This is a genomic window from Butyrivibrio sp. NC3005 (genome assembly GCF_000424545.1).
In the GTDB taxonomy this organism is placed as follows: Bacteria; Bacillota; Clostridia; order Lachnospirales; family Lachnospiraceae; genus Butyrivibrio.
In genome coordinates this window covers 6,648-23,444 of the sequence record NZ_AUKC01000023.1, presented here as the reverse complement: position 1 = coordinate 23,444, position 16,797 = coordinate 6,648, and the positions used below count along the sequence as shown (strand labels likewise).

The following is a 16,797-nucleotide window of genomic DNA, read 5'->3' as shown; positions in this document are numbered from 1 at the left end:
AAATATGGGAGAACGTATAAGCGTCCTTGTGGCTGATGATGAGAAAATTATCAGACAGGGAATAAAGGCTATGATTGAGTGGGAAAAACAGGATTTCTACGTCTGCGGTGAAGCAGATAATGGCGAAAGTGTTCTTGAGTATTTGCGTAAAAAGAAAATTGATGTAGTACTCCTTGATATTAGGATGCCGATTTTGGATGGAACAAAAGTTATAGAGATGGCTAGAAAAGAAGGATATGAGGGAGAATTTATAATTCTTTCTGGGTATTCGGATTTTAATTATGCCAAAACTGCGATTAAGTATGGAGCTTCATTTTATTTGACAAAACCGATTGATGAGGATGAACTTACAGATGCGCTTATACAAATCCGGGATAAGCTTTATAAAAAGAGAGAAAAAGAAAATTCCATTAACAATTATGCGATAAAAGCTAAAGATGTAATATTGCAGGAATTACTCCAAAAAGGGTACGATAGCTCGATAAACTATGAAGATTTTGGATTAAAGTCAAATAACTACCAGATAGTAATGTATGAAAGCTATTCACCATTTTATTATGTGTACAGTTTTGCGGATATTTTGGGAACTTGTATAAATGAAAACTGGTTTGATTTTTTGAAAATTGATAACAAAAATGTTGTCTTGCTGAAAGATGAAGCACTGGAAAGATTTAATAGAATACTCGAGCATTATAGAGACGGAATACAGAATAGGTCACCACTGGATGTGATTTTCCTCTCGTATAGTCCAGTTGTCCATAATCTATCAGAAATTAAAGAATCTTATGAATTATGCTTAAAGATGATGAGTAGAAGATTTTTTTCATCAAAGAAGGAACATGTGATTTCCTATGAGATGATAATGAATCCTGGAGAAGAATGTCATATTAATCTTGATGAACAGGAAGCAAGTAAATGGGCTAATATTTTTACTGATAAGGTGCAATGTTTCAATCGTGAAGGCATAGAAAATGACTTGCAGATGCTTACACATGAATTGACATTTTCTGGTAGAAAAGCTGAAGAAATAAGGTATTTTTTTATTGATGTTTTTATAAATATAAAGAAAAATGTTTCAAGTATTTATGGAAATATTGATATTCCATTGGAGAATAACAAAGTAATAATGGAAAACTTTAGCCATATGTATTATATGTACGAAATAATAGATTATATAAAAATACAGCTGGATGTGATATTAAAATCAGTAAATAATCTTAGCAATAAGAGTATTCTGGAAGAAATCTTGGCATATACATGCAGCAATTATACAAAGAATATTAAACTTGAGACTGTTGCAGAAATATTTGGATATAACAGTTCGTATCTTGGCAAGATATTCAAAGAGAACAAGGGAATGTCCTATAGAAGTTTCCTTGATGAAGTTAGAGTCAAAGAAGCAGCCAGATTACTGGATGAAACAGAAATGAAGGTGTATGAAATAGCTAGTAAAGTTGGATACAGTTCAGTGGATTATTTTCAGATAAAATTCAAGAAGATAAAAGGGGTAACACCAACAGAATATAGGTGTGAAAAAATATAAGGCAGGTAAGACATGAAATACAGATTAATGACATAACAGAATTTAGGGTATGTAGTTGAAAACATTTAAGAATGCAGAAAAGACTTCTAAAAGTTAGCACTATGGCATGACTTTTAGAGGCCTTTTTTGATGAGATTTCATAGGTTTTTGTTTTCATCAGGAAAATCAAAAACCGTACCAGACCAAAATTTGTCGTCAAGAGAAATTTTGTCCTGCGAAGCAGTATTCTTGCTGATGATTATCCTAAATCTCAGCAAGAAGTCATACACTATTTTTTCTAGATTTTTTACCTTAAAAATTCTTGCTCTACACTAAAAAATATAAAAAATACGCTTTATGTATCGAGTTTTTGTGGTGCATATAAAAAAGATATTCAGATATCATTATTACTATCAAGAAAAACGAGTCTGCAACAAAGTATAGATTTTTGTCACTACGTTCCAAAAACTACGCAAACTAGCCATTTGAAAAGGCTTCGCCTTGGACCAGTTTGCTACTTGACTTTTGTTCTCACGAAACTCGCAGTAAATGCGAGTTTCTGATTGTAAGTGACAAGAAGTCATACTTTTTTGTTATTTGAACTAATTAGATGAGTTCTGATGGCTTGTAATATTTCATGAGCAGAACTGTATATAAACGTTGGTTCTTATGCGCTGTATTTTAGCGCATTATGTACCACTACGTTTATAATCAAGCGAAAGCGTGTCTGCGACGAAATATACAAACATCAGAACAGATTATACAAAACAAAAAAGTATAGTTTACAAACAGCAAAACGAACTTATTCTTGATACCGCGATATAATTTCTGAAAATCTTTTTGGGAGGCGCTAGACAAAATATGGGGAAAAGTAAAAAAGAAAAACTCTATGCTAAAAAAAGATTTAGTCTTGCTCTAATGAAAAAGCAATCCATGCTTTTGATGATGTCAGTGCCATTTTTGATATGGCTCATAATCTTCAAATACATCCCGCTTTGGGGATGGACTATGGCTTTTCAAGAGGTTAAACCGGCAACATTTGCACTTTGCATGTGGGAGAGAAAGTTTGTTGGTTTTGACAATTTCGTTAAAGCCTTCACAGACAGAATTTTCGCCCAAACGATGATTAATACACTTGGAATCAGCATTATAGGGCTTGTGACAGGAACTGTTGCAGCTGTAATTTTTGCTTTGTTTCTGAATGAGCTATGTTTTACAAAATTCAAAAAAGTCACCCAGACAGTTTCATATCTTCCGCATTTTGTTTCATGGGTAATAATAGCAAGTATTGCCAAGATGATTTTCAATGATGGAGGGGCAGTTGACACATTTTTTAATACAAAGCTTCATTTGATGTCTAGTAATTCACCACTTTTCTGGTGGATAGTCAATATCATTGAGATTTGGAAAGAGTGTGGATGGAATGCAATCATTTATTTGTCAGCAATAGCAGGAATAGATACTACTTTGTATGAAGCTGCAAAAGTAGATGGTGCTAACAGGTTTCAGAGAATGTGGCATATTACACTATCCTCTATAAGACCTACGATTATAGTACTCCTTATTATGAACATAGGTTCAGCACTAAATGTCGGAATGGAGAGACAGATGCTTCTTTCTAATAGTCTTGTTCAGGATCATGCAATGGTTCTTTCATGGTTTGCTTATGTAAGAGGTATAGGCTCGAACAATTATGGCCTTGGTACTGCAATTGGAATGTTCCAGTCGGTTGTAGGAGTTATTTTACTTCTAATAGCTAATAAAATTGCTGGTATGGTCGGAGAAAATAAACTTATGTAACAGTAATTGTGCTTGAATCATGCAGGAAATAAAGGGGAAAAGGAAAATGGAAGTTGGTGTAACTTGTCGCAATAAAAAAGATATCACTCTATTAAAAATAATAAAGAAGAATTTATTTAATATTTTTCTGGCAATAATATTTTTCTTCATCATATGTATAACGCTTTATCCTTTCTTAAATGTACTTGCCATATCGTTAAATGATCCAATAGATACAATGAGAAGTGTAAATTTCATTATTCCTAGGAAATTCACTTTTAGTAATTACATTTATGTTTTTACTCAAAATGATCTATTAACACCATTTTTAATGTCTATAGCAAGAACCTTCATAGGAACACCTGTAAGTGTTATATGTACAGCAATGATAGGCTATGTTCTTAGTAGAAGAGATTTTTATTTCAATAAACTCTTTACATTTTTATTCATTATAACAATGTACGTAAGTGGAGGACTTGTTCCTGAGTATTTGCTGATGTCTAGAACGCTTCATCTAAATAACAGCTTTCTAGTATATATTCTGCCTGGGGTTGTGTGGGTATATAACATAATTCTAGTAAGAGCATTTATTGATGGACTTCCATATGCCCTTCAGGAAGCAGCCATGCTGGATGGTGCAAATGACTTTAAAATCTGGTATAAGGTTATTCTTCCGTTATGTAAGCCTGTACTTGCAACAGTTGCTTTGTTCTATGCAGTTGGACAGTGGAATTCATTCATGGATACATATCTTTATGCAAGGAAACTTCCAACACTTCAGTATGTTCTATATGAAATCATGGAAAGTGCCAAGATTCACATTGACCCGCATGCAGTAACTCAGACTACGCAAAATGCAGTTTCTCCGATGTCAGTTAGAATGGCTATTACCATAATCGCAACAGTTCCGATTTTGCTCGTATATCCGTTTTTACAAAAATATTTTGTAGGAGGAATGACAATAGGAGCAGTAAAAGATTAAAAAAATAAAGAGTAGTACTCAATGTTATAAGAGAAGGAGAGGGATATGAAAAGAAAAATTGTATCAATGTCATTAACGTTTTTAATGGCGGCATCCTGCCTGATTGGCTGTAAAGGAGGTGAAAAATCTTCTGCAATTAATTCCAGCAAATCTAATGGAGATGTAATTGAACTGTCTTTTTACAATGCAGATGGACAGGAAGATCCATGGACAGATCCGGTTGCACAGGTTTTGACAGAGAAAACCGGTGTGAAACTTGCAACAGATTATCCTGTAAGCTCTGATGACCAGAAAATTGCACTTATGATTGCTGAGAATAATTATCCGGATATGATATATGCAAAAGGTGATGTTCAAAGTCTTATTGATGCAGGTGCTCTTATTGATATGACTGAGCTTATTGACAAGTACGGTGAGAATATAAAAAAAATGTACGGTGATGAATTTGAAAAGTTAAAGTATTCAAAGGATGATCCGGCTATTTATCAGCTTTCTTCATATTCTATTGGAGGCACTAACTACAAGACCTCCGGTCCGGCACAGGTACAGTGGCAGGTTTTAAAAGAAAACGACTATAAGCTTCCGAAAGATATATATGAATATGAACAGATGATAAAGGATTTCATCGCTAAGCATCCAAAGACAGACGATGGACTTGATTATATTGGATTTTCTATTTCTGCATCAGACTGGCACTGGATGATTACTTTGGGAAATCCGGCAGGTGCAATAGCTGACTGTGCTCCAGACAATGGACAGTGGATTATTGATAAAGATAATAATGTTTCTTACAAATTCAAATCTGAGAAAGAAAAAGAGTATTTTAGATGGCTTAACAAGCTTTACAATGAAGGATTATTAGATCCTGAGTGTGCAACTCAGACACATGAAGACTATATTGCAAAGATTGCTTCAGGACGAGTTCTTGGTCTTTTTGATAAGGACTGGGATTATGGTGATGGCGAGAAGGTACTTATAGCAGATGGAAAAGTTGATCATTCCTATGCTCCAATTCCACTTGTGATGGATGAGAATACCAAGTGTCCTGAACTTCAGTATCAGGGACTTGTAACAGGTCAGGGCGTCGGAATTTCTACTTCATGTAAAGATCCTGTTGCAGCTATTAAATTCCTTGATTACATTTGCTCAGAAGAAGGTCAGATTCTTGTAAACTGGGGTATTGAAGGTAAAAACTACACTGTTGAAAATGGTAAGAGAGTTCGTTCTAGTAAGGAAATTCAAGAGTCCAAGACAAACAAAGACTATTCAAAGACAACAGGTGTTGGTTTCCATGCTTATCCATTCCCTTGTCATGGTAACGGGATTGAAGATTCAACAGGTAATACATTCGGAACAGATTCCAAAGAAAATGTAATTGCAGAGTATAATGAAGAACAAAAGGCTGCCTGCAAAGCTTGGAATGTTAAACTTCTGACAGAGATTTTCCCTTCTCAGGATCAGTTTGAAATTCCAAAGTATTCACCAGTATGGGCATATACAATGCCTCAGGAGGTTTCTGAGATTCAGACAAAGCTTGATGAATATGCACAGGCTCAGCTAATAGTATGTGTTATCGGAAAAGAAAAGGATTTTGACGCTAACTATGATAAGATGCTCAAAGAGTTCAAGAACATGGGCGAAGAGAAAGCAGAAAAGCTTGTTTCTGACATTATAAAGGAAAGAGTTGCTATAGTAGAATAAGATTTTGTGGATTTTTGGTTAATATTGCGCTCTAGAAGCTCATAGTAAATGTGGGTTTCTGGAGCTTTATTATTTCAAGTGAATATGTGTCTGTGTTTGAGAATTTTTTTCACTAATCTTATTTGACATACAACTTCTAAAATGTTATAAAAGAGTTAGACTCTTTGCACTGCAACTACACAAATGTGCCATCTACAGTACAAACTGAGCAGGCGGTATCTGTTAGGGTAACAGATAAGTGGCCGGGCCGGATTTTAACGGCAGCAGAGTGAGCTTTTTCGCACACCTGCGGGACAGTGGTATGTTCCGAGGGGTGCTATTTTTATACCCCTAGAGAGTGAATTCTATAAAACGGAGGGTTTTGAAATGAATGAAAAAGTAATCATTAACAGGCTGTCAAATATTGGAATTCTTGGAAATATTCTTTTGGCTTTATTCAAGCTATTATCAGGTATTTTCGGTCATTCAGGAGCAATGGTTTCCGATGCTGTACACTCGTTATCAGATGTTTTTGCAACGCTTATTGCATATATTGGTGTAATACTGTCAAAGCAAAAAGAAGATGAACAGCATCCTTACGGACATGAAAGATTTGAATGTGTAGCTTCTCTGATTCTAGGCGTGATACTTACAATGACAGGCCTTGGAATAGGATATACAGGAGTAAATAAACTTTTGTTTTCAAGAAATGAAATTGAAATTCCTACTGTTCTTCCTTTAATAGCAGCAGTTGTTTCTGTTGCAGTGAAAGAAGGGATGTTCTGGTACACTATGTTTTATGCCAAGAAGCTTGATTCAGCAGCTTTTAAAGCTGATGCCTGGCACCATCGTTCTGATGCGATTTCATCGGTAGGTTCTTTTATAGGAATTGGAATGGCAAAGATAGGTTTTCCCGTCATGGATCCTATTGCCAGTATAGTTATATGTCTTTTTATATTGAAAGTTGCTTATGATATTACCAAAGATGCATTGAATAAGATGCTTGATACATCATGTGACTGTAATTTTGAAAATCAGCTTAAAGATTTTATTATGCAGCAGGATGGAGTAAAACATATCGACCTTTTAAGAACGAGGCAGTTCAGCAATAAGATTTATGTCGACTTGGAAATAGCAGTTGAAAGAGATATATCATTAGTCGATGCACATACAATAGCCGAAAATGTACATAGTAATGTAGAGCAAAAATTTTCTAATATTAAGCACATCATGATTCATGTAAATCCGCTTGAACAATAATCTACAGTTTACAATTTTTCAAGACTTCAAAATATCATTGAAATAATGTAGAATAATAATTCTCTTTACTTTTTGTAACATATCTTTTACCAGATAATCAGGAAAAGATATGTCTCAAAAAGCAGAGAGAATTTTTTGTTGTAAAAATCTTTTTCCTTTAGCTTCGTTTAAGAAAACTTTTTTATATTGTTAAAGGCGAGGGAAAAAAGATAGAATTAGATAGTACTCTAAAATTCTTTTGGAGCTATCCCAATAAGTAAGGAAATACAAATATGAATATGGCTTATAATACTAATACTTTTTTTGCATTGTTTTTACCTTTTGCAATGCTAATATATCAGGTCACCAAAAAGAAATACAGATGGGTGGCTCTTTTATTGTCCAGCATAGTGTTTTTTATGCTTATAAGTAATATGCTGATAGGATTTGCATTTTTGACAACGTTGTTTACCTATGCGGGAGCGTTATTTATAGAAGATACACTAACTGCCAAAAAGCTAAAAAAAAGTGCAGAGAATATAGATGAATCGTCTACAAGTAAAACTCAAGACTTAAAGAAAAGGTTAACAAAAGAGGAAAAGCAGCTTAGAAAAAGAATTGCAAAGCGCTATATGATTTTAGCTATTGTGCTTGTTGTTTCAATTTTGGTAGTGCTTAAGTATTCGAATTTTTTCATTATGATTGTGAATAATGTTTTCGCACTTACCAGAACCAAAAACGAGATTTCCTATTTGAAATTGTTTGTTCCTATTGGAATTTCCTTTTATACTATGCAGGCAATTGGCTATCTTGTTGATGTGTATTTTGGGAGAATTGAAGCGGAAAAGAATTTCTTTAAATTGTTTCTCTTTATGATATTTTTTCCGACACTTATGGAAGGCCCCATTTGCAGATGGACAGATTTAAACAATCAGCTTTTCGAAGGAAAATCTATAAACTCTGATAGTTTTATTAATGGATTTATTCGAATTGTGTGGGGACTATTCAAGAGAATGGTAATCTCAGATAGATTGAATGCTGCAATTATTTTTTTCTATAAACCTAGTGCTAGTTATACAGGACTTATGATTTTTATATGTATGCTTGTTACGACAATTCAGCTGTATATGGAGTTTTCTGGTACTATAGATATTGTCATAGGAACTGCTAGAATATTTAATATAAAGCTTCCTGAGAACTTTAAACAGCCATTTTTAGCAAAGAGTGCTGCGGAGTTTTGGAGAAGATGGCATATTTCTCTTGGAACATGGTTCAAAAATTATATTTTTTATCCAGTATCCACATCTTCACTAATGAAAAAGTGGAATAAATATGGAAGAAAACATTGCGGGAAGTATCTTACAAATGTTGTGATTTCAGCAATTGCGCTGTTTCCTGTTTGGATGTTGAATGGTTTGTGGCATGGCCCGCAGACAACGTATATTATGTACGGGGTATATTATTTTGTTATTTTGTTATTGGAAGTAGCAATAGAACCCGTTGGAACAATGTTCTGGAACAGAATAGGATTTGATGAAAATGGAAAACTTGTAAGCGGATTCAAGATGGTTAGAACATGGATGATAATACTTATCGGCGAGATGCTCTTTAGGGCAAACAGTCTGAAGGCTTTTGGTATTATGATGAAAAATATGTTTACAGCACCTTATGATGGAGATTTTTTCTCAGGAAAAATCTTTGAAATAGGTTTGGATGCTGCAGATTATATAGTAGCTATTATTGGTATCATTATAGTATTTGCAGTTGAACTTAAGATGGAGAAGAATCCGGAATATTTGGAGAATATTCCAAAACTGTCAACTCCAAAGAGATGGGCTATATATTATGCACTTATACTAGCAATAGTAATATTTGGTGCATATGGAGCTGGATATCAGCCGGCAGATCTTATTTATGCGGGATTTTAAGAAAGTATTTAGATGATATAACGACACTTGGAAGGAGATATGATGTGAAGAAAATAGCAAAAAATTCATTATTTTTTATAATCCTTTTTCTGTTTCTTACAGTTTCTGGAAAAATTTTGAATTTCGATTTTATGGCTAAAAATGACCTTTCGCATGGAAAAACAGATGTATATGCCAAGCTAAAAAGTGAGCCCAAAAACTCTCTTGATGTCATTGTTATAGGAGATAGCGAGAGTTATACGACATTTTCACCTATGCTTATGTGGGAAAAATATGGCTTTACATCCTATTCAGCAGGACAGCCCGGTGCAAAAATATCTGATATAAAAGAGGTAGTTAATGCCTCTTTGAAATACCATCATCCTAAGGTTATTTTGTTCGAGACAAATGCGTTGTTTAGGCATGAAATCCCTAAAAATAAAGCTGAAAGTACGATTGCTCACTGTTTATATAAGCCTTTTCCAGTTATGAAAGAGCATAATTCATGGAAGTCTCTTATACTAGGAAGAAGAGAAAAGAATTATATGGGATTTACCATAAATGCAAAGGTAAGACCTTATTATGGCGGAGATTACATGAAGCCAACTACTAAAGTTGCTATCATAGATGAGAATAATATTAAGGTTCTTAGTCAGATAAAGAAAAAATGTGACAAGAATGGTGTTGAACTTGTATTATATTCGGCTCCTTCACCAAAGAATTACAATTATAAAAAGTATAACGCATTAAAACAGCTTGCTGATAAAGAGAAAATTAAGTATTTTGATATGAATACAGATGTAAGTGTTTCAATCGATTGGCTAAAGGATACAAGAGATAAAGGAGATCATTTGAACTATGAAGGTGCAAAAAAAACAACAATGTATATTGGAGAATACCTTCGAATGAATTATAATCTTCCTGATAGAAGAAATGAGAAACTTGCTGGAAATTGGAACAAGCTTCTGAAAGTCTATGACAAACATGGTAAAAAGGCAAGCAAAAAAATAGATGATTACGTAAGGAAAAGTGAAGATGAAGAATTATATTTCGGTTTTAGACGTCATTGATAAAACAGTGCAGCAGTTTGGAGAAAAAGATGCTGCTATGGACGAAAACAGTTCTTTTTCATGGAAAGAGCTTAAAAAAAATGCGTTAGGTTTTTCAAAGGCAATACTTGATACATGTAAGGTAGAAGAAAGCGGATATCCAATAGCTGTTTTTTCAGAAAAAAGTGTATGGTTGCTTGCTTCAATTATGGGAATAAATTATGCCGGTGGATTTTATGTATATATAAATCCTGAACAGCCTGCTGAAAGAATAAAGAAGATTCTTGAAGTGTTAGAACCTAAAATGTGTCTTGTCGATGATGATCTTCTTAAAAAGTTTGAAAAAGCAAACGATAACTTTAAAGTGATTTCTTTTTCAAAATGTAGAGAATATGTAGATAGAGAAGATTTGGATGAAAGGCTTTTAGGTATAAGAGATAAAATTGGTAGTACAACACCTTTATATGGAATATTCACATCAGGTTCAACAGGAGTTCCAAAGTGTGTAGTAGTTTCTCATCAAAGCGCGATAGACTTCATTTCTCACTTTGTTGATATCTTTGAATTTACCAGTGAAGATGTAATTGGAAATCAGGCTCCGTTTGATTTTGATGTATCAATAAAAGATATAGTTACAGCATACTTTACAGGTGCAAAACTTGTTCTGATACCAAGAACAATGTTTATTCAACCACCTGTATTGATGGATTATCTTGCTGATAATAAGGTTAGCAGTCTGACATGGGCAGTATCAGCACTTTGCATTATTTCAAGACTTAAATGTTTTGATTATAGAAAACTACCTGATGTAAAGAGAGTTATGTTCTCAGGAGAAGTAATGCCAGTTAATCAGCTGTGCATCTGGCAGGATAATGTTCCAAATGCTCGTTTTGTAAATCTTTACGGGCCATCGGAAATTACCTGTAATTGTACCTATTATGATATTACAAGAAGATTTAATGCAGATGAAAAGATTCCTCTTGGAAAGATTTTCCCTGGAAGAAAAGTCTTTTTGTTAGATGAAAATGGAAATGTTATTACTAAGCCTGATAATGCCGGTGAAATCTGTGTTACAGGTCAATCTCTGGCAATTGGTTATTATCACAATGAAGAGCAGACAAAACTCCATTTCGTTTCCTTCAAGCAGGAAGATGGAAGTGTAGTGAGAATGTACAAAACAGGTGACCTTGCCAAGATTTCTGAAGACGGCGAGATGTATTTTGCGGGAAGAAAAGATTTCCAGATTAAACACATGGGACATAGAATCGAACTTGAAGAAATAGAACGTGGTATAAATTCAATGCCAAACGTTGAACAAAGCGTATGCAAGTTTGATTTTGATAAGTCTAAGATAACAGCTTATTATGTAGGCAATATAGAAAAAAATGAGCTTAGAGCTTTTCTTAAAGAGAAGCTTCCAGCATATATGATTCCAAACAAGTTTGTTCAAATGAAGGAATTTGTTTTGAATAAAAATGGCAAAATTGATAGAACAAAACTTGCGTAAAATAAAAGTAAAAGAAAGAAGTGAAAGAAAATGGAAAAGATTATTGAGATTTTACAGGATATTGATGATAGCGTTGATTATGCAAATGAAAAGGCACTTATTGATGATCACATCTTGGATTCATTTGGAATTATCTCTCTTATAGGAGAACTTGAGGAGGAGTATGACATTTCTATCGATGCATCAGAAATGGTTCCTGCTAACTTTAACTCAGTTGAAGCAATAAGTGCAATGGTTAAAAGACTTCAGGAATCATAAATCTATAGGTTATTGATTTTCCTGATGAAAACTATAGATTTTTGTTTGGGTTCTTTTATTTGTTGCAACAATGTGATAAAGTAGTAAAGATGTTACTGATTTAAATAAAAAATAATAGTTTAAAGTAGCATATATATATGAAATGTCACTTGAGAGGAGAATTGCAATGGATAAGCAGGGAATTGGAACAAAATGTGTACAGGCTGGATATACCCCAAAAAATGGAGAGCCACGTCAGATACCAATAATTCAGTCAACCACTTTTAAATATGATACCAGTGAAGATATGGGTAAGCTTTTTGATCTTGAGGCTTCAGGATACTTTTATACAAGACTTCAGAATCCTACTAATGATCACGTAGCGGCTAAGATTGCTGCACTTGAAGGTGGAAAAGCTGCTATGCTCACATCTTCCGGACAGGCAGCTAACTTTTTTGCACTGTTTAATATCTGTGAGTGTGGAAGCCATATCGTTGCATCCTCTTCGATTTATGGCGGTACATTTAACCTTATTGCTGTGACAATGGCAAAGATGGGAATCGAAGTTACTTTTGTTTCACCAGATGCAAGTAAAGAAGAACTTGATGCAGCATTCAAAGAGAATACAAGAGCTGTATTTGGTGAGACAATTGCAAATCCAGCTCTTACAGTTTTAGATATTGAGAAATTCGCAACAGCTGCGCATGAACATGGTGTACCGCTTATCGTAGATAACACATTCCCTACACCAGTAAATTGCAGACCTATTGAATGGGGAGCTGACATTGTTACTCACTCAACTACAAAATATATGGATGGCCATGGAGCTGCTGTAGGTGGTGCAATTGTAGATTCAGGAAATTTTGATTGGATGGAACATGCAGATAAGTACCCTGGATTAACTCAGCCAGATGACTCCTATCATGGAATCGTATATGCCGAGAAGTTCGGAAAGGAAGGCGCATTTATTACTAAATGTACCTCGCAGCTTATGCGTGATTTTGGTTGCATTCAGTCTCCTCAGAATGCTTTCCTTCTTAATCTAGGACTTGAATCTCTTCATGTACGTATGCCAAAACATGTTGAGAATGGTCTTGCTGTTGCAAAGTTCCTTTCTACTCATGAAAAGGTTGTAAAGGTTAACTATCCTGGACTTGAAACAGACAAGTACTATGAACTTTCCAAAAAATACATGCCAAATGGTGGATGCGGCGTTGTATCATTTGAACTTGCAGGCGGCAGAAGTGCAGCAGAAAACTTCATGAAGAAGCTTAAAATTGCTGCAATTGAAACTCACGTTGCTGATGCACGTACATGCTGTCTTAACCCTGCAACATCAACTCATAGACAGATGACTGATGAACAGTTAGATGCAGCAGGAATTCCAGCCGGACTTATTCGTATCTCTTTGGGATTAGAGGATAAGGAAGATTTAATTAATGATATTGCTAATGCATTGAAGGATTAATGGAAACGGACAGAAAACAATTGTTTTTTGTCAGATAAAAACGCTTATTAGTCGGATCTCTTAATATTATATAAAAAGAAGTGTTATACTAGCTGGGTGTTATGTATAGCACTTCTTTTTAATTTATCAGCACAAATGAATAAGAGAGGATTTAGTATGAAGAAAAGTTTTTGGGGATTTAAGTTACTGATTGCATCTACAATCCTGTGTACCGGATGTTCTAGCTCTAAGCTTCCTGTAAGTGTACGAACCGATGAGACAGGGGCTTTAAAAGATAATAATAGCGAAAAAAACGATGATGAAACAAGTGATTTGCTTGCTACAGATACTTCAAAAAGTATGAATGATGAAACTTTGAAACTTTATACAAAGGTTTTGAATGATGAAGAAAAAATTCTATTTTCAGATGGGGAAGAGGTATTTGCTAGCAATTGGCTTGGATGTGAAGATAATAGCTACAACTACGTTTTTATGGATGTTAACGGTGATGAAGTTGACGAACTTATTTTGAAATATTTAGGAAAAATGCTCATTGTCACTGATAATAAAGGAACTGCAAATGAAGTGTACATTGGTTGCACATATGATATGCCTATTAGTAAGGGCAATGTTCATGGAGTATTCTACTGCCGTCCGGGCGGAGCACCAACACATTACAATTACGTGCTTAGTCTTATGGATAAAGATTTTAATGTGAAGTCTCCTCAGTATGGAAGCTGGTATGATGGAAATGAAAACGGCGAGATGGATGATGAAGACATGTTTTTCATTGATCAAGAAGAAAAAGAAGTTAGTAAGCAGGATTTTGTAGACAAATCCAAAAATCTGTTAGACTTGCAAAACTATTCTCCAGAGTGGAAAATAAACTGCAGCAAGTTTTTCTCAGAGCTTGAAGGAAAATATAACTATACAGACTGCAAACTTGATAATAAGAACGGAGTTCTGGAAATAAAGAAAAGTGATGAAATATACGGGGGCTATGAAATAAACGACTATATTGATGGAGATACTTCCAATTACAGGTTTTTAGCCATGGCGAGTTATTGTACAGGAGTAGATCAGGATAAAGCCTTTGTTAAGTATCCAAAGGAAGTCTATAGCGATGATACAACATTGTATTCTTACTATATTGTTGAGAAAAAGAAAGATGGAATAAATGTGTACTATAGTGAGATTTCATTTGGTGAGGCTGGACTTATTTATTCAGCAAAATAAAACTGGTAATGAAAGGTTTGGTTTATGAAAAGAAAAGTATTAAAAAAGGCAGCAATTATTTCTTTGGCGGTATTCAATATATCTGCATGTTCGAGTCCAAGTGTTATAGATAGCAGGAAAGATACAGGTAATGCGGAATCTTCGAAGGAAGAAAATAACAAAAAGTCTTTATCTTCTAGCGAAAATTTATCCAAAGAAAATCTATCCGTAACAGATGCATCCAATTCGGCCAATGAACAATTGGATGCAAAATATAAGGATTTTCTTGATAACAAGGAAAATATACATTTTGAAGAGTGTACTTTTTTGAATGTTGATTGTGACAGATATTTAGATAAGGAAAAGGGATATACTTTAAATGAACTTGTAGAAACGGTTAAGAGGAATACTAGCAGATATGATGAATCAAAAGGAAAAGAAGAGATAACTTCATCGGCTATCGACTGTGGAAATGATGGACAAAAAGAACTTATTGTAAAAATAAGATTCCCGGGAGCAGAGGATGAAGAATATGATACACCTTATCAAAGCTATAACCAGAAAATAGTTATTAAAGATGTTGATGGAAAGCTTATGGCATGTTTTTATGCAGAAGATAATAACTATACATCAACAAATATCAACGAATACGGATATGTTGAAACAAGCAGCAGAGGTTATCTAAGCGTAGTAGCGGATGAATGTGGTTATCTTGATGCAAATGCATCATGGCATTTGTATTACCACTATAGGTACTATCTTGACATGAATTCCTATATAAATGAAGTAACTAATTATAGAAGAGAACTTGGAATCACGGACATGAACTTTTCTGATGAGTGGAAAGGCTTCCAGGTTGAAGAGTACATTTTTGGCGACAAGTTTACAAAGGATAATACATGTACGATTTATTACAAAACAGATGATAACGGAGTAGATAAAAATCCGGAAATATATGAAGATGGTTCTTTGTATAAGAAAAAGTTTGATGAATACAATATTAAGACTTATTCACCAGAAGGGCTATCCGAGGCACTTAAGGAAAGAAGAAAAGAAATAGGTCTTGATGATAGTATTATAATTACTAAAAAAAATGATTCTAATCAGAATACTACAGATTCAGACATCAAGGATTCAAAAGAGTCAGGTTCAGCTCAAAATGCTGAAGGCATACAGAAAATATCTGTTGACTCATTAGAAAATGAGTTTACTAAAGCCATAGATACTGTAATAGATGATAATTATACTCTTCAAAGCTATGTTTTCGATTTGGATTGTAATGGTTTAAAAGAGGCAATCGTTGTTGAAGGAGCAGAGGACGATTATGTTAATCAGATAATTGAAGGTGCAGATTGCTTTAGTGTCAAAAGAGTTTGGTATGTTGATGAGAATAAGAAAGTAAGCGAACTTACAGAGTATGCGGGCAAATTTCTTTGTCATAATCAGGAAATCATGAAAGTAGATGGCAGGAATTATCTTACACTTAATGGCTATGAAGGTATAAATGGAAAAGGAAATGTCTACACATTAAACAATGGCGAGCTTGTTAAAGCTACAGGAGATAGAGTCTTTTTTGGCGGTCAAAAGAAGTTTGAAACAAATGGCGATATCAGCTGGATAATTGAAGATTATAGAAACTGCTGTGACAAAGAGAAAGGGATTAAAGTTAAAGATGGAAATATGACAGGACATTCTTACCTGCCTTATTCAATGCATCTTGTTGGAGATAAATTTGAATTATACAATGGAAAAGAAATCTCAAAAGACGAAGCTATAAAGAAAGCAAGCCTCGATTTGACGGATTTAGAAGGCAAAAACGTTGTCGATGTTCAGTTTATCATTCGTGATAATAATAGGCTTGATGTAAATTATGTAACAGAAGAAGATAAATTCTATTTGTTTTTTGCAAAGAGCTTTGTTATTTCAAAGGATGGTACAAGCTGGGAACAAATAAGGGAAGATAAAGGTTATTTTGATATAAATCCTGATAATAAAGAATATTGGAAATTCCTCGATAAAACAATGTAAAAAAACAATAAACAAATCGTTTCGGTGTTGAAACGGTTTGTTTATTTTTTTTATAGCATGTTTCTCTTATAATAAATATCAGCTGGTTAATTTTATAACAAACAATAACCTATAGATTTTTGTCACTACGTTCCAAAAACTACGCAAACTAGCCATTTGAAAAGGCTTCGCCTTGGACCAGTTTGCTACTTGACTTTTGTTCTCA

12 protein-coding genes and 1 riboswitch are annotated in these 16,797 nt (G+C 34.2%); all 12 genes read left to right on the top strand.

Translation table 11 applies throughout. The features are described from left to right. Positions 1-4 precede the first annotated feature (4 nt). The 12 genes from G634_RS0107425 to G634_RS0107370 all read left to right on the top strand — a co-directional run bounded on the left by G634_RS0107425 (position 5) and on the right by G634_RS0107370 (position 16,592). Complete coding sequence (locus tag G634_RS0107425; protein ID WP_026504761.1) at positions 5-1,543, top strand: response regulator transcription factor; 1,539 nt, start codon at positions 5-7, stop codon at positions 1,541-1,543. Between the two features lie 840 nt (positions 1,544-2,383). Then, positions 2,384-3,322: an ABC transporter permease gene (locus tag G634_RS0107420; RefSeq protein ID WP_026504760.1), complete on the top strand. Its 939-nt coding sequence runs from the start codon at positions 2,384-2,386 to the stop codon at positions 3,320-3,322. Positions 3,323-3,368: 46 nt separating this feature from the next. Next, positions 3,369-4,283 carry a carbohydrate ABC transporter permease gene (locus G634_RS0107415; protein WP_242826785.1) on the top strand — a complete coding sequence of 305 codons (915 nt, stop codon included), beginning with the start codon at positions 3,369-3,371 and terminating at the stop codon, positions 4,281-4,283. Between the two features lie 45 nt (positions 4,284-4,328). Beyond that, on the top strand, positions 4,329-5,984 hold the full coding sequence (locus tag G634_RS0107410) for an extracellular solute-binding protein (protein WP_026504758.1): 1,656 nt from the start codon (positions 4,329-4,331) through the stop codon (positions 5,982-5,984). A 194-nt stretch (positions 5,985-6,178) separates the two neighbouring features. Beyond that, positions 6,179-6,283: riboswitch (NiCo riboswitch) on the top strand. 67 nt (positions 6,284-6,350) lie between these two features. After that, complete coding sequence (locus tag G634_RS0107405; protein ID WP_026504757.1) at positions 6,351-7,223, top strand: cation diffusion facilitator family transporter; 873 nt, start codon at positions 6,351-6,353, stop codon at positions 7,221-7,223. Positions 7,224-7,495: 272 nt separating this feature from the next. Continuing rightward, positions 7,496-9,130, top strand: coding sequence for an MBOAT family O-acyltransferase (locus G634_RS0107400; RefSeq protein WP_051233757.1), 1,635 nt, complete (start codon positions 7,496-7,498; stop codon positions 9,128-9,130). 44 nt (positions 9,131-9,174) lie between these two features. After that, positions 9,175-10,179, top strand: a complete 1,005-nt coding sequence (locus G634_RS0107395; protein WP_026504755.1) for a hypothetical protein — start codon at positions 9,175-9,177, stop codon at positions 10,177-10,179. Next, the gene (locus tag G634_RS0107390) at positions 10,145-11,665 is read left to right on the top strand and encodes an amino acid adenylation domain-containing protein (RefSeq protein ID WP_026504754.1); all 1,521 of its coding nucleotides are present in this window, start codon (positions 10,145-10,147) and stop codon (positions 11,663-11,665) included. Before G634_RS0107395 ends, G634_RS0107390 begins: the two co-directional genes overlap by 35 nt. Before the next feature lie 30 nt (positions 11,666-11,695). After that, the gene (locus G634_RS0107385; protein ID WP_026504753.1) at positions 11,696-11,923 is read left to right on the top strand and encodes a phosphopantetheine-binding protein; all 228 of its coding nucleotides are present in this window, start codon (positions 11,696-11,698) and stop codon (positions 11,921-11,923) included. Positions 11,924-12,089: 166 nt separating this feature from the next. After that, on the top strand, positions 12,090-13,370 hold the full coding sequence (locus G634_RS0107380; RefSeq protein ID WP_026504752.1) for an O-acetylhomoserine aminocarboxypropyltransferase/cysteine synthase family protein: 1,281 nt from the start codon (positions 12,090-12,092) through the stop codon (positions 13,368-13,370). A gap of 156 nt (positions 13,371-13,526) precedes the next feature. Then, positions 13,527-14,585, top strand: coding sequence for a hypothetical protein (locus G634_RS0107375; RefSeq protein ID WP_026504751.1), 1,059 nt, complete (start codon positions 13,527-13,529; stop codon positions 14,583-14,585). Positions 14,586-14,609: 24 nt separating this feature from the next. Further along, positions 14,610-16,592, top strand: a complete 1,983-nt coding sequence (locus tag G634_RS0107370) for a hypothetical protein (protein ID WP_026504750.1) — start codon at positions 14,610-14,612, stop codon at positions 16,590-16,592. Positions 16,593-16,797 lie beyond the last annotated feature (205 nt).

What these genes read in the sequence shown, in the direction of transcription:
- G634_RS0107390 (WP_026504754.1), top strand. Translation starts at nt 10,145, where the DNA reads ATGAAGAATTATATTTCGGTTTTAGACGTCATTGATAAAACAGTGCAG.
- G634_RS0107410 (WP_026504758.1), top strand. Translation starts at nt 4,329, where the DNA reads ATGAAAAGAAAAATTGTATCAATGTCATTAACGTTTTTAATGGCGGCA.
- G634_RS0107400 (WP_051233757.1), top strand. Translation starts at nt 7,496, where the DNA reads ATGAATATGGCTTATAATACTAATACTTTTTTTGCATTGTTTTTACCT.
- G634_RS0107425 (WP_026504761.1), top strand. Translation starts at nt 5, where the DNA reads ATGGGAGAACGTATAAGCGTCCTTGTGGCTGATGATGAGAAAATTATC.
- G634_RS0107380 (WP_026504752.1), top strand. Translation starts at nt 12,090, where the DNA reads ATGGATAAGCAGGGAATTGGAACAAAATGTGTACAGGCTGGATATACC.
- G634_RS0107370 (WP_026504750.1), top strand. Translation starts at nt 14,610, where the DNA reads ATGAAAAGAAAAGTATTAAAAAAGGCAGCAATTATTTCTTTGGCGGTA.
- G634_RS0107405 (WP_026504757.1), top strand. Translation starts at nt 6,351, where the DNA reads ATGAATGAAAAAGTAATCATTAACAGGCTGTCAAATATTGGAATTCTT.
- G634_RS0107385 (WP_026504753.1), top strand. Translation starts at nt 11,696, where the DNA reads ATGGAAAAGATTATTGAGATTTTACAGGATATTGATGATAGCGTTGAT.
- G634_RS0107415 (WP_242826785.1), top strand. Translation starts at nt 3,369, where the DNA reads ATGGAAGTTGGTGTAACTTGTCGCAATAAAAAAGATATCACTCTATTA.
- G634_RS0107375 (WP_026504751.1), top strand. Translation starts at nt 13,527, where the DNA reads ATGAAGAAAAGTTTTTGGGGATTTAAGTTACTGATTGCATCTACAATC.
- G634_RS0107420 (WP_026504760.1), top strand. Translation starts at nt 2,384, where the DNA reads ATGGGGAAAAGTAAAAAAGAAAAACTCTATGCTAAAAAAAGATTTAGT.